This is a genomic window from Streptomyces sp. NPDC002125 (assembly GCF_053593715.1).
The window spans coordinates 66,574-84,245 of record NZ_JBSFDD010000032.1; the positions used below are offsets into that span (position 1 = coordinate 66,574).

Below are 17,672 nucleotides of genomic sequence, written 5' to 3' on the forward strand. Positions count from 1 at the left end.
ATGGCACCAGGGAGGGGAACGTCACCCTCGGTGGCGTGCCTGGCGGGGAATCGTCGGCGCCGGCTCGGCGGCGGTGTCCGTCCCGACGTTGAGCACCTCGTCGATACGGTCGGAACTGAGCCGGTCCTCGATCGCGTCCGCCGCCGCGATCATGAGCTCGCCGCACAGTTCGATCTCGGCGAGAGCCACACAGTCCTGAGCGTTCGGAGCGCTGAGCGTCACCACCTGCGTCACCTCTCTCTGCTGTCGCCGACTCCTGGCGCACCGACTCCCTAGCGTAGGGACCGTGGTACGGACCGCGCATGGCACGGACGGACCATTTCGGCCTCCCCCCTACGGCGTTTCCGGGCCACCGCGCCCCTGCTGCACCTGGCCCGTGTAGAGGTCCTCCTCGGGCGGCAGCGCCACGGAGACCGGCACCCCGAAGCCGTAGAGCAGCATCGTCGACACCACCGGCACCCCCGGGCCCTCGGTCGCGAAGGTGAAATGGTGGCGCACCTTGCGCAGCAGGCCCTCGTCATCCAGATAGGCGTCGAAGTGCACCGTGTCCGTGCTGAACCCTTTCGCCGCGGCGGTGAGCGCCGCCCGCGAGGAGGACGAAGCCGCCCGCGCCGCCCGCCCGATGTCCGCCGTCCCCCGGTAGTGCCGGACCGCCACCCCGGCCAGCTCCGTCCGCCCCTCGTACGTCACCTTCTCCGCCCCGAGCAACAGCTCGGCCGCGGCCGTCGGATCGGTCACACCGCCGGTGACGAGATTGCCGTCCTCCAGGGCCGTCGTGTCGATCCGCACCCACTTGTCGTCGGGCACCCCGGCCCCGCGGTTCTTCATGTAGAGCGCCCCGGGCGCCAGCAGCTCCGTGATCGGCCGGTGCTCGTCGGCCCCCGCCGCGTCCTTGGGCAGGACGACCTTGATCCGGCCCAGCTGCCTGCGGAAGTCGTACGCCCCCTCGCCCCGGATCGTCACCCGGGTCCCGCCCGCGGCGGTCTCCATCGACGTACGCGTCTCGGCGCTGCCCGCACCGGCCAGCCCCTCGGCGGCTCCCCTGACCACGGCGGCCGGACCGCCCGCCGGGCACTCCCGGGCCACGGCGCGCTCACCCGCCCCGTCACCGGCAGCGCCACCCGCGCCCGAGCATCCCGTACCCACCGTCATCACGCCGGCGACGGCCAGGGCGCACACAGCCAGTGCCCCGCCTCCGCACCTGTGCTGCCGCACCACCATCGCCTGCCAACCCTCAACGACGTACACCTGACCGAGTTCCCGCCCGCCTCGCCTAACGACGGCCGGGGCACCTCGTCACGCCACGGGGGCCCTTACGGAAGCCGATCGGCCCACTCCCGGGCCACCGGACGGAGTTCCCAGTACGGTTGAACCGTGTATCAGGACCTCCCGGACCCACCGGTCCACCACCCCGTTCCGGCGCACAGCACCACCACCGTCGAACGGGGTTCGTTCTGTCTGGCCCGCTGCGTCTGCGGCTGGTCGGGCCCGGCCAGACGCTCCCGCGACCGAGCGCGCACCGACGCGCGGGAGCACCTCGGGTCGCCCGGCTGAGGACTGCCCTACAGCGCTTCGCGCAGCCGCCGGATCGCCCGCTCGAAGCACGGCCCCGCCTCCGGCAGGATCCTGCCGAGCAGTTCGAGCTCTTCGGTCTTCTCCCTGACCGGCTTCCCGCCGGGCGAGAGCGCGAGGAGCTCGTCGCACCGGGCGAGGGCCCCGCCCTCGTCGAGCAGGACGCAGTGGACCACGACCAGGCCGCCGTACGCCTCCGCGACCGCTTCGCGGTCTCCCGTCGCGGCGGCGGTGAAGATGCCCATGGCGCGCCCCAGGCTCGCCTCCCCCTCCCGGCGGGACCCCGCCACGCACAGCGCGAGGCCGTGGAAGAAGTGGTTCCAGCCGTCCTCCGGATCGACCTCCAGTGCCAGAACGCAGTCGGCGAGGGCCTCCTCGTGCCTGCCCAGCGACAGAAGGACCCGGGTACGGGAGTTCAGGATCCAGTCGGAGCGCGGATCGAGCCCGGCGGCCGCGGTGAGATCGGCCAGCGCTTCCTCCCGCCGGCCGAGCCGCTCGTACACCTCGCCCCTGCAGCCGAGAGCCCACATGTACTGCGGGTCGAGCTCAATGGCACGGGTGTAGTCGGCCAGGGCGTCCCCGTGCCTTCCCATGGCCTCGTACGTCTGCGCCCTTCTGCCGTGCGCCCAGACATAGAGCGGATCGATCTCGATGGCACGGGCGAGATCCGCGAACGCCTCGTCGTGCCTCCCCATCTCCTCGTACACCCGCGCCCGGCCGACATGCGCCCAGGCGTACGCCGGGTCCAGCTCGATGGCCTGGCCGAAATCCGCCAGGGCGTCCCCGTGCCTCCCCATCTCCTCGTGGACCCGCGCCCGGCTGGCAAACGCCCAGGCGTACACCGGATCGATCTCGATCGCACGGCCGAAATCCGCGAGGGCGTCGTCGTACCTTCCCATCCGCTCGAAGAGCCACCCCCGGCTCCCGAGTGCCCACCCGTAGCCGGGATCGATCTCGATCGCACGGGTGTAGTCGGCCAGGGCTTCCTCGTCCGCGCCCAGCGCCTCGTGGACCCGCGCCCGGCTGGCGAACGCCCAGGCGTACAGCGGATCGATCTCGATCGCACGGGCGAAATCGGCGAAGGCCTCGTCGTGGCGCCCCAGATTCCGGTAGGCGTCACCCCGGCTGCCGTACGCCAGCGCGTGGCGAGGCTCGATCTCCACCGCACGGGAACAGGCGGCGACCGCTTCCTCGTGGCGGCCGAGGACGCGGTAGGTCTCCCCGAGCCCCGCATGAGGGCGGGCATCGTCCGGCGTGAGGGCGACTGCCTCCACGCAGTCCTGCAGCGACTTCTCGTCGTCCCCCACGTCCCGGTGCTCCTCGGCCCGGATGGTGTACGCCAACGCCCGCCCCGCCGTGTCCAGTTCGGGCGCGCGCAGCAGCATGCTCAGCGCGGCCACACCCGGCTTCTCCTGCTCCGCGACGGCCTCCAGCCGCCGGCCCCAGGAGACGAGGGCCTCCGAGTCGCTGTCGACGCCCGCGCCGCCGAGGATCTGCGCCCAACGACGCAGCGTGGCCGCGTCGAGACCGACGGCATGGGCACTCTGGCGGAGCGCGTCGGGCAGGGCGGTACGAGGATTCGCGCACAGCCGGTGATAGGTCTCGTTCAGCCGGTGCTCCCGCCAAGCGGCGTCGCCCCAGTGCTCGTCGGAGTCACCGCCGAGGTCCGCCTCCACCGCGAGGCGCCACCGCCCGAACAGATCGGCCAGGCGGATGTGCGCCTCCTGCCACCGGGCCGGCGACCGGGTCCGCTGGAGCCGCAGCATCGCGGCGCGTACGACGTCGTGGTAGCGGCAGCGGCCGTCCTGGGGAGAGACGAAGGCCAGGCCGCGCAGCCAGGCGTAACTCCCGCCCGCCGCCTCCGGGACGACCCCGCGGTAGACGTCCTCGTCGACCAGCAGCGGAAGCGCGCAGGCGAGCGCCGCCTCGCGCCGCTCCTCGTCCGGCTCCCACTTCAGGAACCTCTCGACCGCGGTCTCGGACGGATCGCCGATGCCGGCGTTCCTCCCCGGATCGCTCCGGGCCAGCATGTCCACCAGCAGCGGCAGCCTCCCCGACAGCCGCAGCACCAGCTCGATGCCGGCCTCGTCGGTGACCCCGTGGGCGGCGAGGAGCGTGCGCGCCTCCTCCTCGGAGAAGACGTCGAGGGAGACCTCGGTGACCTGGCCCATGCAGTCGCCCCAGACCCTGGTGTCCAGACGCAGCTGTCCGGAGAGCACGATCTGCACATTGACGGGCAGGCTGCCGTACTCGTCCCCGAAGGCGATGGTCCGCAGCCAGGCGTCGAGGACCGGCCCGGTCCTCTCGTACACGTCGAAGATCAGCACCACCCGCTCGCAGCGGTCCGCGACGTCGGTCAGGTCGTCGAGGAAGGCGGGGGCGAGGCCGGCGAGCGGATTCATCACCAGGTGCACGTCGTCATGGCTGCGCAGACGTGTGTTGAGCATCGCCCGCACCCGGTCCGCGCCGAGCGCCACCTGCTGCGGATCGACGGCCCCGACCAGCGCCCCGGCCCCGGGCACCAGCCCGCCCAGCCCGGCCAGCGCCACCTGGGCCGCGACCGTACCGGCCGGTGACGGGCCGGGCTCCGCCGCTCCCGGCTCACCGGGCGCGGGCTGCGCGGCCGGGACGCTGCCCTCGGCCTGGTGCCGGCGCTGACGGTAGGTCGCCAGTTGCTTGTCGAACCTCTTCAGCGGGTGCCCCTGCCGGCCCAGCCGGACGCTGACGGCCTCCATCGCCTCGACCGCGTCGTGCACGTCGTCGCCCACGAAGGCCGTGACGACGGAGGTCTGCTCCCGCGCCGCGGCCTCCCACTGACGCACCAGGGTGGACTTGCCCACGCCCCCGTTGCCGCGCACATGGAAAAGGAACGGGAAGTCGGCCTCTTCCGGGTCCCTCGCGAAGGTCTCCCGGAACACCGCGAGCTCGTTACGGCGCCCCACGAACCCCGTACGCTCACGCCGCCGATTGACTTCCTGCCGCGACGGCCGCCGACCTGCCATCCACACCACCCCCGGATCACGGGACATGATGCCCCGTCACGGGGGCGGCGGCCCCGGAACGATCGATCTCAGCCATTCTCAGCAAACTCGGCCGTTCGCGCCGGACGCGCCGGACGCGCCGTTCGCGCCGGACGCGCGTGAGCCCGGGGCCGGAGCCCGGGATGCGCGTGAGTCCGGGGCCGGAGCCCGGGACGCGCCGGGCCCCGTGCGCGTGTGAGCCTCCGGGCCCAGGACACGCGCGAGCCCGGGACCCACACCTGAGGGGTGCCCGGGACACGCGTGAGGGGGTGCCCCCTTCGGGACACCCCCTCGCGTCGTCGAAGCGCTCCGGCTACGCGGCGAGGTCCTTCTCGCCGGGCGCGGCACCCCGGCCGGAACCCGGGCGCGGCTCGGGAATCCCGCGCGACTCGTCCCACCCGTCCGCCGCGGTGTCCGCCTTGCCCGAACGGACGAGCCTGCCGACCGTCCCGGCGCGGGCCACGGCCCCCACCAGAGGCGTCAGCAGCATCATCGCGAGCGGGGCGAGCAGCAGGGCCACGGCCGTGCCGAGCGCGAAGCCGCCGATCACGTCGGTCGGGTAGTGCACGCCCATGTAGACCCGGCAGAAGCCCTCCAGGAGAGCCAGCCCGATCGCGTACAGCCCGAACTTCTTGTTGGCCACGAAGAGCCCCACGGCGATGGCCATCGCCATCGTGGCGTGGTCGCTCACGAAGGAGTAGTCGGTCTTGCCCGCCACCAGGACCTCGAGCCCCTGGTGGTCGTTGAACGGGCGCGGACGCTCCACGAAGCCCCGGATCGGGATGTTGATCAGCAGCGCGATCCCGGCGGCCAGAGGCGCCCACACGAGCCCGGCGACCGCCGTCACCGAGTCCTCGGTCGTCCCACGCCTGCGCACGCTCCACCAGCACCACAGGGCCGCCAGGACCAAGCCGAGCATGATCCCGTACTCACCGACGAACTCCATGACCCGGTCGAACCAGGTCGGAGCGGCCTTCGCCAGCCCATTGATGTCATAGAGCAGGCTGACGTCGGGGTTCGACCCTTCGAGTGCGAGTCCAGCCATCTGCCACGGCCCCTTGCCTTGTCTGCTGCTGCTGCGACGCACAACGGCGTACGTCGCCTTGGTCTGACCCCCGTGGTCGGTGCGGATTCAGTGCCCGCGCGACGCCATCATGCCGTCACGCCGGACCGCTCTGGACAGTCACGCTTGGTCACGTGCGCAGTCTGTCCCAGTCCAGGGAACGGCCTACGCGCTGCGTACGTTCCGTTCTCCACCGAACGATCACCATGACGTTATCGAAGAGTGACTCATCGTCGCAGCTCAGGGCCCAGGCTTCACGGAGAGTTCCGGCCATGGCTGACTTCCTGTCAGCTCTCCGGAAGCTCGGTCGGAAGCGCCGCCGCCCCGTCCTTCGTGACCCTGGTCGCACCGAAGTAGTCAGGGGTGTCGATCTTGTCGAACCGGATCACCGCCCCGGTGAACGGAGCGTTGATCATGTAGCCGCCCCCGACGTAGAGCCCCACGTGCCGGATGGCCCGCGAGTTGTTCAGGTCGTCCGAGAAGAACACCAGGTCCCCGGGGAGCAGCTCGTCCCGGGACGGGTGCGGGCCGGCGTTGTACTGGTCATTGGCCACCCGGGGCAGCTCGATGTCCACCGTCCGGTACGCGGCCTGGGTCAGCCCGGAGCAGTCGAACCGGCCCCCCTGCTCGGCGGTGCCGTTCCCACCCCAGAGATACGGGGTGCCGAGCTTCTTCTGCGCGAAGTAGATGGCCCCGGCCGCCTGCTGCGAGGGCTGCACCCGGCCGACGGGCTTGGCGAAGCTCTTCTCCAGGGAGCGGATGATCTTCACGTAGTTCTGCGTCTCGCTGATCGCGGGGACCCCGCCGGCCCGGATCACCCGGTAGGCACCCGCGTTGTACGCGGCGAGCATGTTGTCGGTCGCATCGCCCGGCACCTTCTTGACGTACCCGGCGAGCTCGCAGTCGTACGACGCGGCGGACGGGATCGCATCGGCCGGATCCCAGACGTCCCGGTCCCCGTCGTTGTCCCCGTCGATCCCGTGCGAGGCCCAGGTGCCGGGGATGAACTGCGCGATGCCCTGCGCGGCGGCGTGGCTCTGGGCGCGGGGGTTCCAGCCGCTCTCCTGGTACAACTGCGCGGCCAGCAGTGCGGGGTTGATGGCCGGGCAGAGATTGCCCCACTTCTCCACGAGCGGCTGATACCGCGCGGGCACGGCCCCCTTGACCAGCCCGACGGCCCCACTCGCCCCGGCGATCCCGGCGGCGGCGGAGTACGTACCGACGAGGAGCAGGGCGATGAAGCACAGGCCCAGCCCGATCCCACCGCCGACGAACACCCAGTATTTCCGCACACCCCAACCATCCCCCATTCGGGCGCGGTTCACGACGAGATTCGCTGGTGTATACGGGTGGATGGAGGCATGAGGGGGCGTCAGGGGCGGTCGCGGGGGGTCAGGGGGCGCCGGCGGACCAGAAGGGGGAGCGGATGTTGGGGCGGGGGATGGGGTAGATGCCCTCGTACGAGGGACCGTTCGGCGGAGTGGTGGGATCAGCCACCTCTGACTTGTCCACGCAGGGGCTATCAGCCTCGAAGAACGCTTGGCCTTGGCCACCGAAGCTCAGACTGACACCGAACCCATCCTTGGTCAGCGCATAAATCGCCGGAAACTCCTGGTCCTTGTTTACCGCCTTGATCCTGTACCCACCCTCTCGCCAAAATCGCTCCACGACCCCAAGAAAATTCCCTCTCCTCTGAGCAGAGATAACCGTCATAACGGTGCGCATCCGAGAGACATCACAAGTACCCGTGCTAGTAGGTCCGTGTGCCCAACTCAAGGCGGGGCGAAGTTCCCCCAACACCGCGTCGAGAATTTGATCCTCCCGAATCGCAGCTGCTTGCATGTCCATGCTGGCGTACTCTCCACCATTCACTGAATTGACGTCTTTCGCGCACCCAAGTAGCGACCCGAAGATCAGCACGGCGAACACAACTTGCCAGGGCTTAAACCTCACCGGCGCTCCTCAGTCTTGACTCTGCTGCCATGCCCTGCGACAACCATCGCAATGTTGTCCGCCGACGCACTGTCACGCTCTGGCCCCACATCGAAGTACTGGGAATGGGCGGCAAATCCGCCGGTTAGCAGCGAGGGCCCTTCATCTGTGTGGAATCGCCGCGCGCCAAACGCTTCGCTAGCCGGGTCCCTGCCGAACCAAAGATCGTCGTCGTTGCGATCCAGGAGATGCCCGGCTACAAACCCCGCTGGCCCCCCGATGGCCGCCATGTTCCCCTGAGCTGTGGACGGAGCCTTGGTCACCAAGTCATTTTCGGCCGCACCGACGAAGACGTGATCCCTTTCCACTCCCAGATCCCGCGCGTGATCCACTCCCACGCCAGGACTGCCGACCAGAATGATATCGTCGACCCCGACGATGCCACCATCTTGCTGAGTTGCGGAACCGACCGTGCGTGAACCGTAGGAATGCCCAATGGCAGTCATATGAGGGTTATCATGCACATTCGTAGCGCTTAGGCCGCCCATGAACGAACTGAAGGCCCTGCCTCCGGTCTCGGCTCTCTCATCACCCATTACATCAGCACTATCAAGTCCGTCCGGAAACTGTGGTGCGTCATAGCCGAGCCACACCATTGCAGCGCTGGAATGGTCGTACTTCTGTGCACCCTTGGCTGTATCCCAAGCCCTCTTAAGGTCAGCCTCCGCAAAGTCCGCATCCAGTGACGTGTTCAACCCCGGCACATACGCCGCCACGTTCTTCGCCGTATCAGGGTTGCCGAACGACACGATCGCCCGCCCATTCCCCTCATCCCCGATGCCGAGCAGGAACATGGGCGGCTGGGTCCCCGCCCCCAACTGCCGCTCGATCTCCCGCAACCCCGCCAGCTGCGTGATCGACTTCTCGTCGTCCCGCCCCTCCAGCTTCCCGATCAGCAGTTGCAGGTTGTCCCGGTTCGCCGCGTCCCGGACCAGTGCCGGGATCCCGTCCAGGTTTCCGATCTGGTCCGGGTACACCGCCAGGTACTCCTCGCGCTGTTCCTGGGTCAGCCCCGCCCACCAGTCACGCCGCTCCGCAGGCGTCGCGTCGTGCGGGATGGCGTTCTTCAGGTACGTGCGCGCCGCGTCCCGGACCGCCGCCGCGTCGCCCGCGGCGTCCTTCCAGGTGGAGTCCGGGACCTTCAGCCCTTCCTCCGCCCTCAGCCGACGCAGAATCCCCGCGTACCGCCAGTCGATCTCGCCCGCCGTCCGCACCGCCCCCGTCACCCGGTCCGCGATGTCCTGCGCTTTCGCAGCATTGGGGTTCGGTGCGGTCAGGCCCGAGGGCGGCAGCAGACCCGCCGGCGCGGTCGAGGACGCCGTGCCGCCCTTCAGCGGCGCGCTGTCGATCAGGCCCTCGCCCACCGCCGGATAGGTCACCGATCCGTCCGCGTGCACCGTGAACTTCAGCGAGGCCGCGTCGTCCAGCGCCTCCCTCAGCAGCCGCTGCTGGGCCTTCAGTTCGTGGGCCAGGGAGTTCAGCGTCGTACGGAGGAGCCCGCATTCGGTGTACACGTACTGGAAGTTCCGCCCCAGCTGCCGCAGCCGTGCGACCGCCGCCTGTGCCGCCTCGCCCTCCTGTGAGCCGCGGAGGCCGGTCAGCAGGTGCTGCTCGATGCGGTCCCGCGCCGCATCGGCACGGTTGCTCGACCTGCCCCAGCCGTCCGCCGCGCCCTCCAGCTCGGCGCACTTCAGGTCGCGTAACTGCGCCCAGGTCAGCGTGGACGTCACCGCGCCCCACCGCCCGGAGCGGGCTCCGCCACCGGGGCGAACGAGGAGCGCACGGCCTCGTTCGTGGCGCCCTGGGCCCGTGCCACGGCCCGCAGCTTGCCCGCGAGGCTGCCGCACTCCCCCTGCGCGGCCTGGATGCGCCGCTCCCAGGACTCGCGTACGGCCGCCAGTTCCGCGAGCGCCGCCAGCCGGCCCGCGCCCGCCGCGAGCCCTTCGTGCGCTGCTGCCAACTCGCCGCGCACCGGCCCCAGGTGGGCCACCAGTTCGTCCGCGCCGCCGGCGGCCCTCAACCACGGCCCGTCGCTGTGCTTCAGCCCCCGCCCCAGGTCACCCCCGCCCGGCGGCCCCGCCAGATCGCTCAGCCTGCGCACCACGGCCATGCCCGCTCACCCCGTTCCTCGATCACGGAGCGGCACTGTGCCAAACCCGGCGTACCCGACACGCCGGGCACATCCGCCTCCGGTGACCGGACCCCCGTCCCCGCAAGGACCGGCACGCGACGACATCACCCGAACGCGCGACGGGGAACCGGCCCGACGACCACACCGTCCACACGGGCATCCGTACGACCTGCCGGAAGAGGCCCCATGACCGCGTCAGCCACCCGCTACCTCTACGTCGCCCGGCACGGCGAGGCCTCGCCCGACGAGACCGAACTGACCGATCGCGGACGCCTCCAGGCGACGCTGCTCGGCGAGCGGCTCCGGTCCACGCCCATCTCGGCCGTCCACCACGGCCCGCTCCCCCGCGCCGCGCAGACCGCCCGGTTGATCCACGAACGACTGCGCCCGGGCATACCCCTGCGGGCCGAGGAGCCCGCCGGGGACTACGTCCCGTACGTCCCCCCGCCGCAGGAGCTCCCGGAGGACTCGGCGGACCGGCTGGTCGCCTTCGTGGAGCAGGTCCCGGCCGATGAACGCGCTCGCGGCCCGGAGCTGGCACGCACCGCCTTGGCACGGTTCACGGGGCCCGTCGGCGGGGACGAACCCCGCCACGAACTCGTCGTCACCCACGCGTTCCTGGCCGCCTGGCTGGTCCGGGACGCCCTCGACGCGCCCGCCTGGCGCTGGCTCGGCCTCAACCACGCCAACGCCGCGCTCACCGTCATCCGTTACACCCCCGGCAGACCCGCCGCCCTGGTCATGGTCAACGACATGAGCCACCTCCCCCCGGACCTCCGGTGGACCGGATTCCCGCCGGAACTCCGCGCCTGAGCCGGTTCCCTGTCCCTCGGACGGATGGTTTACGGGGCGCTGTCCGAGCGGCCCGGCGTGACACGGCCCTCTTCTCGTGATCATGCAGAACGTGATCGTGAATTCCGCACTTCGCTCCTCGCGCACCCGCCGGTTGCTGATCGCCGCAGGGCTCGCCGCGACCGCCCTCGCCACCTCGCTGCCCGCCGCATCGGCCGGTGCCGCCTCCGCCGCACCGCCCACGCCCCGGCCGACGACCGCCGCCGAGGCCCGTACCGCCGCCTGGCTGGAGGCGCACCCGGGCGCCACAGCCCGCTTCTTCCGTGATCTGCCCAAGGGAGGTGACCTGCACAACCACCTCTCCGGTGCGGTACGGACGGAGTACCTCATCCAGCTCGCCGCCGAGGACGGGCTGTGCATCGACGCCACGATGACCGCCGTCGAGCCGCCGTGCGCGGCGGGCACGCGGCCGGCCGCCGACGCCCGCACCGACGCCGCGTTCCGGCAGGAGATCATCCGGGCCTGGTCCATGCAGGACTTCCCGCAGGGCGAGTCGGGACACGACCACTTCTTCGCCACGTTCGGGAAGTTCGGCCGCGCGACCTGGCACACCGGGAAGCTGCTCGCCAACGTGGCGGGCACTGCGGTGGCGCAGAACCAGTCGTACCTGGAGACCATGGTCACTCCCGCGTCCTCGGGGGCCAGGAAGCTGGCGGACGAGGTTGGCTGGGACGCCGACCTGGCCGCCCTGCACCGCAAGCTGCTCGCCGGTGGCAGGCTGGACGAGCTGGTCGCCGAGGCGGGCCGGTCGGCGGACGCCGCGAACGCCGAGTTCCGCGAGACCGCCCGCTGCGAGAGCACCCGGCCTGCCCCCGCCTGCCGGATCACCTACCGCTGGATCTCCCAGGTCTCCCGCAACAGCGCCCCGGAACGCGTCTTCACGCAGATCGCGCTCGGTCTGAGGCTCGCCGAACGGGACCCGCGCTACGTGGCCGTGAACCTGGTCCAGCCGGAGGACGGCGAGATCTCCCTGCGGGACTACCGCCTGCACATGCGCATGCTGAACTACCTGCACCGGGTCTACCCGCGCGCCCACATCACCCTGCACGCCGGCGAGCTCGTCCCCGGCCTGGTCAAGCCCGAGGACCTCACCTTCCACATCGACGACGCCGTACGCACCGGCCAGGCCGAACGCATCGGCCACGGCGTCGACCTGGTGCACGAGGACGACTGGCGGCGCCTGGCCCGCGACATGGCCCGCCGCCAGATCGCCGTGGAGGTACCGCTCACCAGCAACGCGCAGATCCTCCAGGTCGAGGGCGACGAGCACCCGTTCCCCGTCTACCGGAAGTACGGCGTCCCGGTCGTGCTGTCCACCGACGACCCCGGGGTCTCACGCGGTGACATCGGCCAGGAGTACGGCCGCGCGGCCCGTACGTACGAGCTCGGCTACCCGGAGCTGAAGGACCTCTCCCGAGCGTCGCTGGAGTACTCCTTCCTGCCCGGCCGCAGCCTGTGGCAGCCGGACCCCGTGCGCCAGGGCTTCCGTCCCGTCGAGGAGTGCCGCGTCCTGGAGTCGGCACGCTGCGCCCGCTTCGCCGAGCGGAGCCCGAAGGCCGGCCTGGAACTGCGCCAGGAGCGGTCCTTCCGCGCCTTCGAAGCCCGGTACGCCGGCTGATCCTGCCCAGCCGGATCGGGGGGCGGGGGTCCTGCGCGCCCGGCGCGAGACCTCGTCCCCCGCCGTGTGTCACGTCGGGCCGTCCCACCGATACTCCGGTTTCCAGGCGCATTCGACCCACAGCACCTTGCCACTCTGCCCCGGCAGACCACCCCGGATCAGGTACGCGCCCCAGCTGTCCGCGTACTCCCGCACAAGGTGCAGTCCCCGCCCGCGCTCCGCGAGAACCGCAGGCGGGGACGGAGTCCCGCCCCGGCCGAACGGATCCGGGATCTCCGGGCTGGAGTCCCACGCCCCGACCCGCACCCGGTTCCGCCCCGCCCCGCGCAGCCGGAGGGAGTACGGCGCCGAGGAGTGCCTGTACGCGTTGGTGACCAGCTCGCTCGCCAGCAGTTCGGCGGTGTCGACGAGATCCCGCATCCCGTGCACCGTCAGCACGGTACGAAGGGTTGCCCGGGCGATCCCGGGCCCACGGGGATCCTGCGGAAGTTGGAGGGTGTACGCCCAGGGCGGCGTTACGGTGGCCAGAGGCATAGAAGTCTCCGTTCACGGAGGGGCAGTTGAGGTGTGCGTGTCGCATGGCCCGGTAACGAGGCCGCTCCGTCGAGCGGGGTACTTCCGGGCGGGAGGCCCGGGATTCAAGGTAGCCAGCTGTGGCTAATGCATTAACCGAAAGCCGAGTGATGCGTGAACTACCACCCATGTGGGTGATGAGGCGTTCAAGGAGGCGAACCGACCGGTGAGAGCCAACCCGACAGGCCGCCAGCTACGCCTCGGCAGTGAACTGCGGAAGCTCCGCGAGCGCGCCGGCCTCACCGCGACACAGGCCGGCCAGCTGCTGGGCGTGAAGCAAAATCAGATCAGCAACATGGAAGCCGGCCGCGTAGGCGTGAGCCCGGAAAGGGTCCGTACGCTGGCCGGCCATTACCGCTGCGTGGACGAGGGGGTCGTCAACGCGCTCTGCGACATGACCTCCGACCGCACACGCGGATGGTGGGAGGAGTACCGGGAGATCCTCCCTCCCAAGCTCCTCGATCTGGCCGAGATCGAGCATCATGGCGCAGGCCTGCAAGCCGCGCACAGCATGCACATTCCAGGCCTCCTGCAGACCGTCGACCACGCACGCGAGATCTACCGGCAGGCGGTGCCCGAGATTTCACCCCCCGAGATCGAGCACCGGGTCTCGTACCGCGTCAAGCGGCAGGCGGTCCTCTACAGGGACAACGCCGCCCCGTATCGCGCAGTCATCCACGAGGCCGCCCTGCGCATGCGATTCGGAGGCCCCGGCATCGCCCGTGCTCAACTTCGGCACCTGCTCGCACTGAGCGAGCGCCCTCACGTCTCCATCAGAGTGGTCCCGTTCTCCGCCACGTACTACCCGGGTTCCGGCCAGTCCGTGTACTACGTACGGGGCCCGGTGCCCGCACTCGACACCGCTCAACTCGACCAGTCCCACGGCCCGGTGTTCATCGACTCCGAAGCGCAGCTGGCCCAGTACCGGCTGCTGCTCGAACGACTCGACGATGCCGCGCTCCCCACCGAGCAATCGCAAGATCTCATCCACGCCATCGCCCGAGAACTATGAGGCATCGAAGATGACCAGGCCCGACTGGCAGAAGTCCTCCTACTGCGCCCAGGGCGAAGCCTGCATACACGTCACCGCCGGCCACGGCTCCATCGCCCTCACCGAGAGCGGCGACCCCAGCGGCGCGATACTCCGGACCAGCCCGTCCGCCTGGGCCGCCCTCATCCGCGCCGTCAAGGAGACCCACGACCGTGGCTGATACCCCCGACGACCTCACGTGGACCCGCGCCGCCCCCGACGACGCGCAGGGCCCCGGGCCCTGGATCGAGATCGCGTCCGGCCCCGGAGGGCTCGTACACCTCCGTGAGACCGGCGACCCCGGCACGGTGGTGACCACCACCGTGGAGAAGTGGGAAGCGTTCGCCAAGGGTGTCGTGGCCGGCGAATTCGACCACTTCGCGGACATCGACGCCAGCTGACGTCCTGCCCAGCAGCCGGGTCCCTGACCGGCCTTCCGACCGGGCGGCGGCCCGACGCCTCGGCCCCGTACGCCGGTCGCTCACAAGCCCTGGAGCGCCTGGCGAAGCCGTTCCTCCAGTGCGTCCCGTGCGGACATCCACTTCTGCGCAGCCTCGTTGGCCTCCGGAACCCAGTCCAGGCCTTCCGTGCTCTCCCAGGAGCTCTCGTACGGCCCGATATCGACGCCGTGCGCCGCGCGTTCCCGTTCCCGCCGCTCGTCCCACCGGAGCCGGTCCTCGGCTTGGTGCTGGTCGATCCACGTCAGCCCTGCCAGGAACTGCCGTGCCAGTTGGCGCTCTTCGTCCTCCAGCACCTCGCCGCGCTTGATCAGAAAGGCGTTGATCTTCGGCACCTCGGCCCGCAGGTCTCGTCCCCCCGCGTTCCAGCGTGACTGGATCTCAAGCTCGCGGAGCTGTTCGAGCAGCTCCTGAAGGGCCTGGAGCCGCTGCTGGTAGTACCGTCCTCGGGCGGCACTGCGCCGATCCGCCTGCGCCAGTTCCCGGAGGGCCGTCTCGTTCACGGCTTGGCGCCGCTCGCTGCGTCGCCACTGGAGATAGCCCATGATCGCGACCACCAGCGTGGCGCCCACGGGAAGCACGACGGTCACCAAGTCCACGGGCCCATTGTGCCGACGTCGGTGTTCCGTCCGAAAGACCCAGCACACTGTCAACGGTCCAGGCCGTTGACATCGTCCGCAGGCCGTTGCTTGGCTGACGGCCGGAGAACAAGCGCTCACGGAACGGACTTTGGAGCGTCATGGTGAAGTTCTCGCGTCGTTCCGCCTTGTCCGTGATCCCCGCCGCCACGCTCTCGGCACTGTCCCGGACCCTGCGGGCGGAGGCCGCTCCCGGGCGTGATCCCGGCGCATCCCAGGCGTCGCCCAGCTCCTCGGACAGAGACCCGGGCGCCCTGCTCACCAACACCGTCGCGATTTTCGCCGGCACCCCCGAATCGAACGCCCGCACCGAGGTCGCCCCGAAACTCGCCTCGCTACGGGCAACCGCGCGGGCGCGGCTCACCGCGATGGACGGCGCCGGGCCGGACGAGCTCTTCGCCGGCGTACCCCTCGGCACCAGCGACCCGAACCTGAGCACGACGTACCAGTACCTCTACGAGATCGCCCTCGCCACCGCGCTCCCCGGAACCGACGACTCCGGCCCGCTCGACGGCACAGCGGTGCGCCGCCGGGTCATCGACGGCCTGTCCAGGCTCCACGACGGCTGGTTCGGCGACCAGGCGAAGGGCTACTACGGCAACTGGTTCCACTGGGAGATCGGGATACCGGCCTACGTGACCAAGACCCTCGTTCTCCTCAGGGACGAGCTCGCGGCGTACCGACCGGACCTCACCGCCACGTACATCGCCTCCATGGACGCCTACCTCCGCAACGGCAAGGACGGCGACGTCGACCTCGACTCGCGCTTCCACACCGGCGCGAACCTCGCCGACATCACGACGAACCGCATCCTCCAGGGCGCCCTGCTCGGCGACGAGGCCCGCATCACCAAGGCCCTCACCGACCAGCTGACCGTCTACTCGACCGTGGACCCCTACCACCCGCGCCACGGGGTCACCGACGGCTTCTACGCCGACGGCTCGTTCGTCCAGCACTCCTCCGTCGCGTACACCGGCTCCTACGGCAAAGGGCTGCTCACCCGGATCGTCCAGACCGTCAAGATCCTCGACGGCACCGGTTACGTGCCCGACGACAGCCTCGTCGGAACCGTGCTGGGCTGGGTCACCGACGGCTTCGCCCCGCTGATCTTCGAGGGCTGGATGATGGAGATCGTCAAGGGCCGAGCGGTCTCACGGACCGGCACCGGCTACACGGACGTCACCGCCGTGGTGGAAGCCGTCGTCGACCTGTCCGCCCACACGGCCGCGACCGACGCCGAGGCGCTCACGGGCTACGTCAAGTACGTCCGGCAGACCTCGAAGGCCGGGCTCGACCCGGTGTCCTTCGTCTCCCCGGTCAGCATCGCCCGCTACACGGACCTCCTGAACTCCCCCGTACCCGCGAAGGACCTCTGCCCCACCGCCTCGCACACCGCGTTCAACGCGATGGACAGGACCGTCCACCGCCGCCCCGGCTACGCGTTCGCCCTGGCCCGCAGCTCCGCACGCGTCAGCGCCTACGAGTACATGAGCGGCGAGAACCTGATGCCGTGGTTCCAGGGCAGCGGCGCCCACTACCTCTACCTCTCCGGGACCGATCAGCGACAGGCGTTCGGCATCGACCACTTCACCGCCGTCCCGCCCCACCGCCTCGCTGGGATCACCGCCCCCGTCGAGACGCGGCTCAGCGTCCCCGAGCTGTACGGCACGCTCTGGTACGACAACCCCGAGCGCGGCTTCACCTCGTCCTCCGAGTCCCAGAACACCTACGTCTACTTCCCACGAGCGACGAACGCCTTCTCCGGCGGCGCCCGCCTCGGCATCTACGGCCTGACCGGCCTCGTACTGTCCGACGACGCCGCGTACGCCGCCCTGCGGGAGGGCGCACTGCCCGAGGACTTCGTCTCCTACCGGGCCGCCGGGGCCACCCGGTCGTGGTTCATGTTCGACGACGAGATCCTCGTGCTGTCGGCGGGTGTGACCGGTCTGGCGGGGCGCGCCGCGACCACCACGGTCGACAGCCGCATCGCGGACCAGTCCGCCCCGGTCACCCTCACGGGCGGCCTGCGCGACGGTTCCCCCTGGGACGGGTCCGGACCGGGCGCACCGGCCTGGCTGCGGTACGCCGACGAGGGCAGCGGGAGCGCGGTCGGCTACGTCTTCCTGTCCGGTCCGCCGCCGGTCGTCTCGCTGGACACGGTCACACGCAGCCGCAGGCTCGTACGCCTCGCCAACGCGGACACACCGGTGACCAAGCGGCTCTTCACCCTGTCCTACGAGCACTCCGCCGGAGAGCCGCCCGCCTCCATGGCCCATGCACTCGTCCCGAACGCCTCCGCACGGCACCTGGCCTCCTACGCCGACGGGCCGCTCTCCGTGCTCTCCAACACGGTCCGCCTCCAGGCCGCGGCCCACACGGGCCTCGGCATCACCGCCGCGAACTCCTTCACCCCGGGGACGCACCGGGCGGGGCGACTGTCGGTCGAAGGCCCGGCCTCGGTGATGCTCCACCACACCGCGCGCGGCACCGTCTCGCTCGCGGTGGCCGACCCCACGACGGAGCGGCGCAGTATTTCGGTCACCCTCCACGGCCGGCCTCTGCGGTGCGTATCGGCCGATGCAGGAATCCGCGTCCGCCACGTCCCCGGCGGCACCCGCATCGACGTCTCGACTCATCAGGCCTACGGCCGCAGCTTCACGGCGACTCTGGCCGGAACGCACTGACCATCAACCGGCGCTGACCGACATCCGGCCCGTCCGCAGTT

Annotated in this window: 17 protein-coding genes; 7 read left to right on the forward strand and 10 right to left on the reverse strand. The window is 70.5% G+C overall.

What is annotated here, in order from left to right:
• Positions 1 to 21 precede the first annotated feature (21 nt).
• Together ACWCQM_RS35605 and ACWCQM_RS35610 are read right to left on the reverse strand one after the other, a co-directional pair.
• A complete protein-coding gene (locus ACWCQM_RS35605) occupies positions 22 to 234 on the reverse strand; it encodes a hypothetical protein (RefSeq protein WP_198959595.1) in 213 nt (70 codons plus the stop codon).
• 99 nt (positions 235 to 333) lie between these two features.
• On the reverse strand, positions 334 to 1,221 hold the full coding sequence (locus ACWCQM_RS35610) for a hypothetical protein (protein ID WP_450919232.1): 888 nt from the start codon (positions 1,219 to 1,221) through the stop codon (positions 334 to 336).
• 153 nt (positions 1,222 to 1,374) lie between these two features.
• On the opposite strand from ACWCQM_RS35610, the gene ACWCQM_RS35615 reads away from it, so the two are divergent.
• The gene (locus ACWCQM_RS35615; protein ID WP_450919210.1) at positions 1,375 to 1,554 is read left to right on the forward strand and encodes a hypothetical protein; all 180 of its coding nucleotides are present in this window, start codon (positions 1,375 to 1,377) and stop codon (positions 1,552 to 1,554) included.
• Positions 1,555 to 1,562: 8 nt separating this feature from the next.
• Here the strand turns inward: ACWCQM_RS35615 and ACWCQM_RS35620 are convergent, their stop codons facing one another.
• From ACWCQM_RS35620 to ACWCQM_RS35645, 6 genes are all read right to left on the reverse strand, one after another.
• Positions 1,563 to 4,514, reverse strand: a complete 2,952-nt coding sequence (locus tag ACWCQM_RS35620; RefSeq protein ID WP_450919211.1) for a tetratricopeptide repeat protein — start codon at positions 4,512 to 4,514, stop codon at positions 1,563 to 1,565.
• A gap of 391 nt (positions 4,515 to 4,905) precedes the next feature.
• A complete protein-coding gene (locus ACWCQM_RS35625) occupies positions 4,906 to 5,637 on the reverse strand; it encodes a phosphatase PAP2 family protein (protein WP_450919212.1) in 732 nt (243 codons plus the stop codon).
• A 305-nt stretch (positions 5,638 to 5,942) separates the two neighbouring features.
• The gene (locus tag ACWCQM_RS35630) at positions 5,943 to 6,932 is read right to left on the reverse strand and encodes a bifunctional lytic transglycosylase/C40 family peptidase (protein WP_073743486.1); all 990 of its coding nucleotides are present in this window, start codon (positions 6,930 to 6,932) and stop codon (positions 5,943 to 5,945) included.
• Positions 6,933 to 7,047: 115 nt separating this feature from the next.
• Complete coding sequence (locus ACWCQM_RS35635; protein ID WP_450919233.1) at positions 7,048 to 7,503, reverse strand: hypothetical protein; 456 nt, start codon at positions 7,501 to 7,503, stop codon at positions 7,048 to 7,050.
• A 101-nt stretch (positions 7,504 to 7,604) separates the two neighbouring features.
• Entirely contained in the window at positions 7,605 to 9,377 is a 1,773-nt protein-coding gene (locus ACWCQM_RS35640) for an alpha/beta hydrolase (protein ID WP_450919213.1), read from the reverse strand.
• Positions 9,374 to 9,757: a hypothetical protein gene (locus ACWCQM_RS35645; RefSeq protein ID WP_450919214.1), complete on the reverse strand. Its 384-nt coding sequence runs from the start codon at positions 9,755 to 9,757 to the stop codon at positions 9,374 to 9,376. Before ACWCQM_RS35645 ends, ACWCQM_RS35640 begins: the two co-directional genes overlap by 4 nt.
• Positions 9,758 to 9,964: 207 nt before the next feature.
• On the opposite strand from ACWCQM_RS35645, the gene ACWCQM_RS35650 reads away from it, so the two are divergent.
• Both ACWCQM_RS35650 and ACWCQM_RS35655 read left to right on the forward strand, forming a co-directional pair.
• Positions 9,965 to 10,591 (forward strand): histidine phosphatase family protein, encoded by a 627-nt coding sequence (locus ACWCQM_RS35650; protein WP_450919215.1) that lies wholly within the window; start codon positions 9,965 to 9,967, stop codon positions 10,589 to 10,591.
• Between the two features lie 82 nt (positions 10,592 to 10,673).
• On the forward strand, positions 10,674 to 12,248 hold the full coding sequence (locus ACWCQM_RS35655) for an adenosine deaminase family protein (protein ID WP_450919216.1): 1,575 nt from the start codon (positions 10,674 to 10,676) through the stop codon (positions 12,246 to 12,248).
• 69 nt (positions 12,249 to 12,317) lie between these two features.
• Here the strand turns inward: ACWCQM_RS35655 and ACWCQM_RS35660 are convergent, their stop codons facing one another.
• Positions 12,318 to 12,782: an ATP-binding protein gene (locus ACWCQM_RS35660; RefSeq protein WP_450919217.1), complete on the reverse strand. Its 465-nt coding sequence runs from the start codon at positions 12,780 to 12,782 to the stop codon at positions 12,318 to 12,320.
• Between the two features lie 169 nt (positions 12,783 to 12,951).
• Here ACWCQM_RS35660 and ACWCQM_RS35665 point away from each other — a divergent pair, with 169 nt between their 5' ends.
• From ACWCQM_RS35665 to ACWCQM_RS35675, 3 genes are read left to right on the forward strand one after another with little or no spacing between them, the layout of a single operon-like run.
• Entirely contained in the window at positions 12,952 to 13,833 is an 882-nt protein-coding gene (locus ACWCQM_RS35665; RefSeq protein WP_450919218.1) for a helix-turn-helix domain-containing protein, read from the forward strand.
• A 10-nt stretch (positions 13,834 to 13,843) separates the two neighbouring features.
• Positions 13,844 to 14,032, forward strand: a complete 189-nt coding sequence (locus tag ACWCQM_RS35670) for a DUF397 domain-containing protein (protein ID WP_450919219.1) — start codon at positions 13,844 to 13,846, stop codon at positions 14,030 to 14,032.
• A complete protein-coding gene (locus ACWCQM_RS35675; protein ID WP_450919220.1) occupies positions 14,025 to 14,252 on the forward strand; it encodes a DUF397 domain-containing protein in 228 nt (75 codons plus the stop codon). Before ACWCQM_RS35670 ends, ACWCQM_RS35675 begins: the two co-directional genes overlap by 8 nt.
• Positions 14,253 to 14,332: 80 nt before the next feature.
• Here the strand turns inward: ACWCQM_RS35675 and ACWCQM_RS35680 are convergent, their stop codons facing one another.
• Positions 14,333 to 14,908, reverse strand: a complete 576-nt coding sequence (locus tag ACWCQM_RS35680) for a hypothetical protein (protein WP_450919221.1) — start codon at positions 14,906 to 14,908, stop codon at positions 14,333 to 14,335.
• 143 nt (positions 14,909 to 15,051) lie between these two features.
• On the opposite strand from ACWCQM_RS35680, the gene ACWCQM_RS35685 reads away from it, so the two are divergent.
• Positions 15,052 to 17,631 (forward strand): polysaccharide lyase family 8 super-sandwich domain-containing protein, encoded by a 2,580-nt coding sequence (locus tag ACWCQM_RS35685; RefSeq protein ID WP_450919234.1) that lies wholly within the window; start codon positions 15,052 to 15,054, stop codon positions 17,629 to 17,631.
• The last annotated feature ends 41 nt before the right edge of the window (positions 17,632 to 17,672 follow it).

Coding starts and splice junctions, on each gene's coding strand:
- ACWCQM_RS35645 (WP_450919214.1), bottom strand. CDS start 9,757: ATGGCCGTGGTGCGCAGGCTGAGCGATCTGGCGGGGCCGCCGGGCGGG.
- ACWCQM_RS35635 (WP_450919233.1), bottom strand. CDS start 7,503: ATGGACATGCAAGCAGCTGCGATTCGGGAGGATCAAATTCTCGACGCG.
- ACWCQM_RS35660 (WP_450919217.1), bottom strand. CDS start 12,782: ATGCCTCTGGCCACCGTAACGCCGCCCTGGGCGTACACCCTCCAACTT.
- ACWCQM_RS35650 (WP_450919215.1), top strand. CDS start 9,965: ATGACCGCGTCAGCCACCCGCTACCTCTACGTCGCCCGGCACGGCGAG.
- ACWCQM_RS35610 (WP_450919232.1), bottom strand. CDS start 1,221: ATGGTGGTGCGGCAGCACAGGTGCGGAGGCGGGGCACTGGCTGTGTGC.
- ACWCQM_RS35655 (WP_450919216.1), top strand. CDS start 10,674: ATGCAGAACGTGATCGTGAATTCCGCACTTCGCTCCTCGCGCACCCGC.
- ACWCQM_RS35625 (WP_450919212.1), bottom strand. CDS start 5,637: ATGGCTGGACTCGCACTCGAAGGGTCGAACCCCGACGTCAGCCTGCTC.
- ACWCQM_RS35670 (WP_450919219.1), top strand. CDS start 13,844: ATGACCAGGCCCGACTGGCAGAAGTCCTCCTACTGCGCCCAGGGCGAA.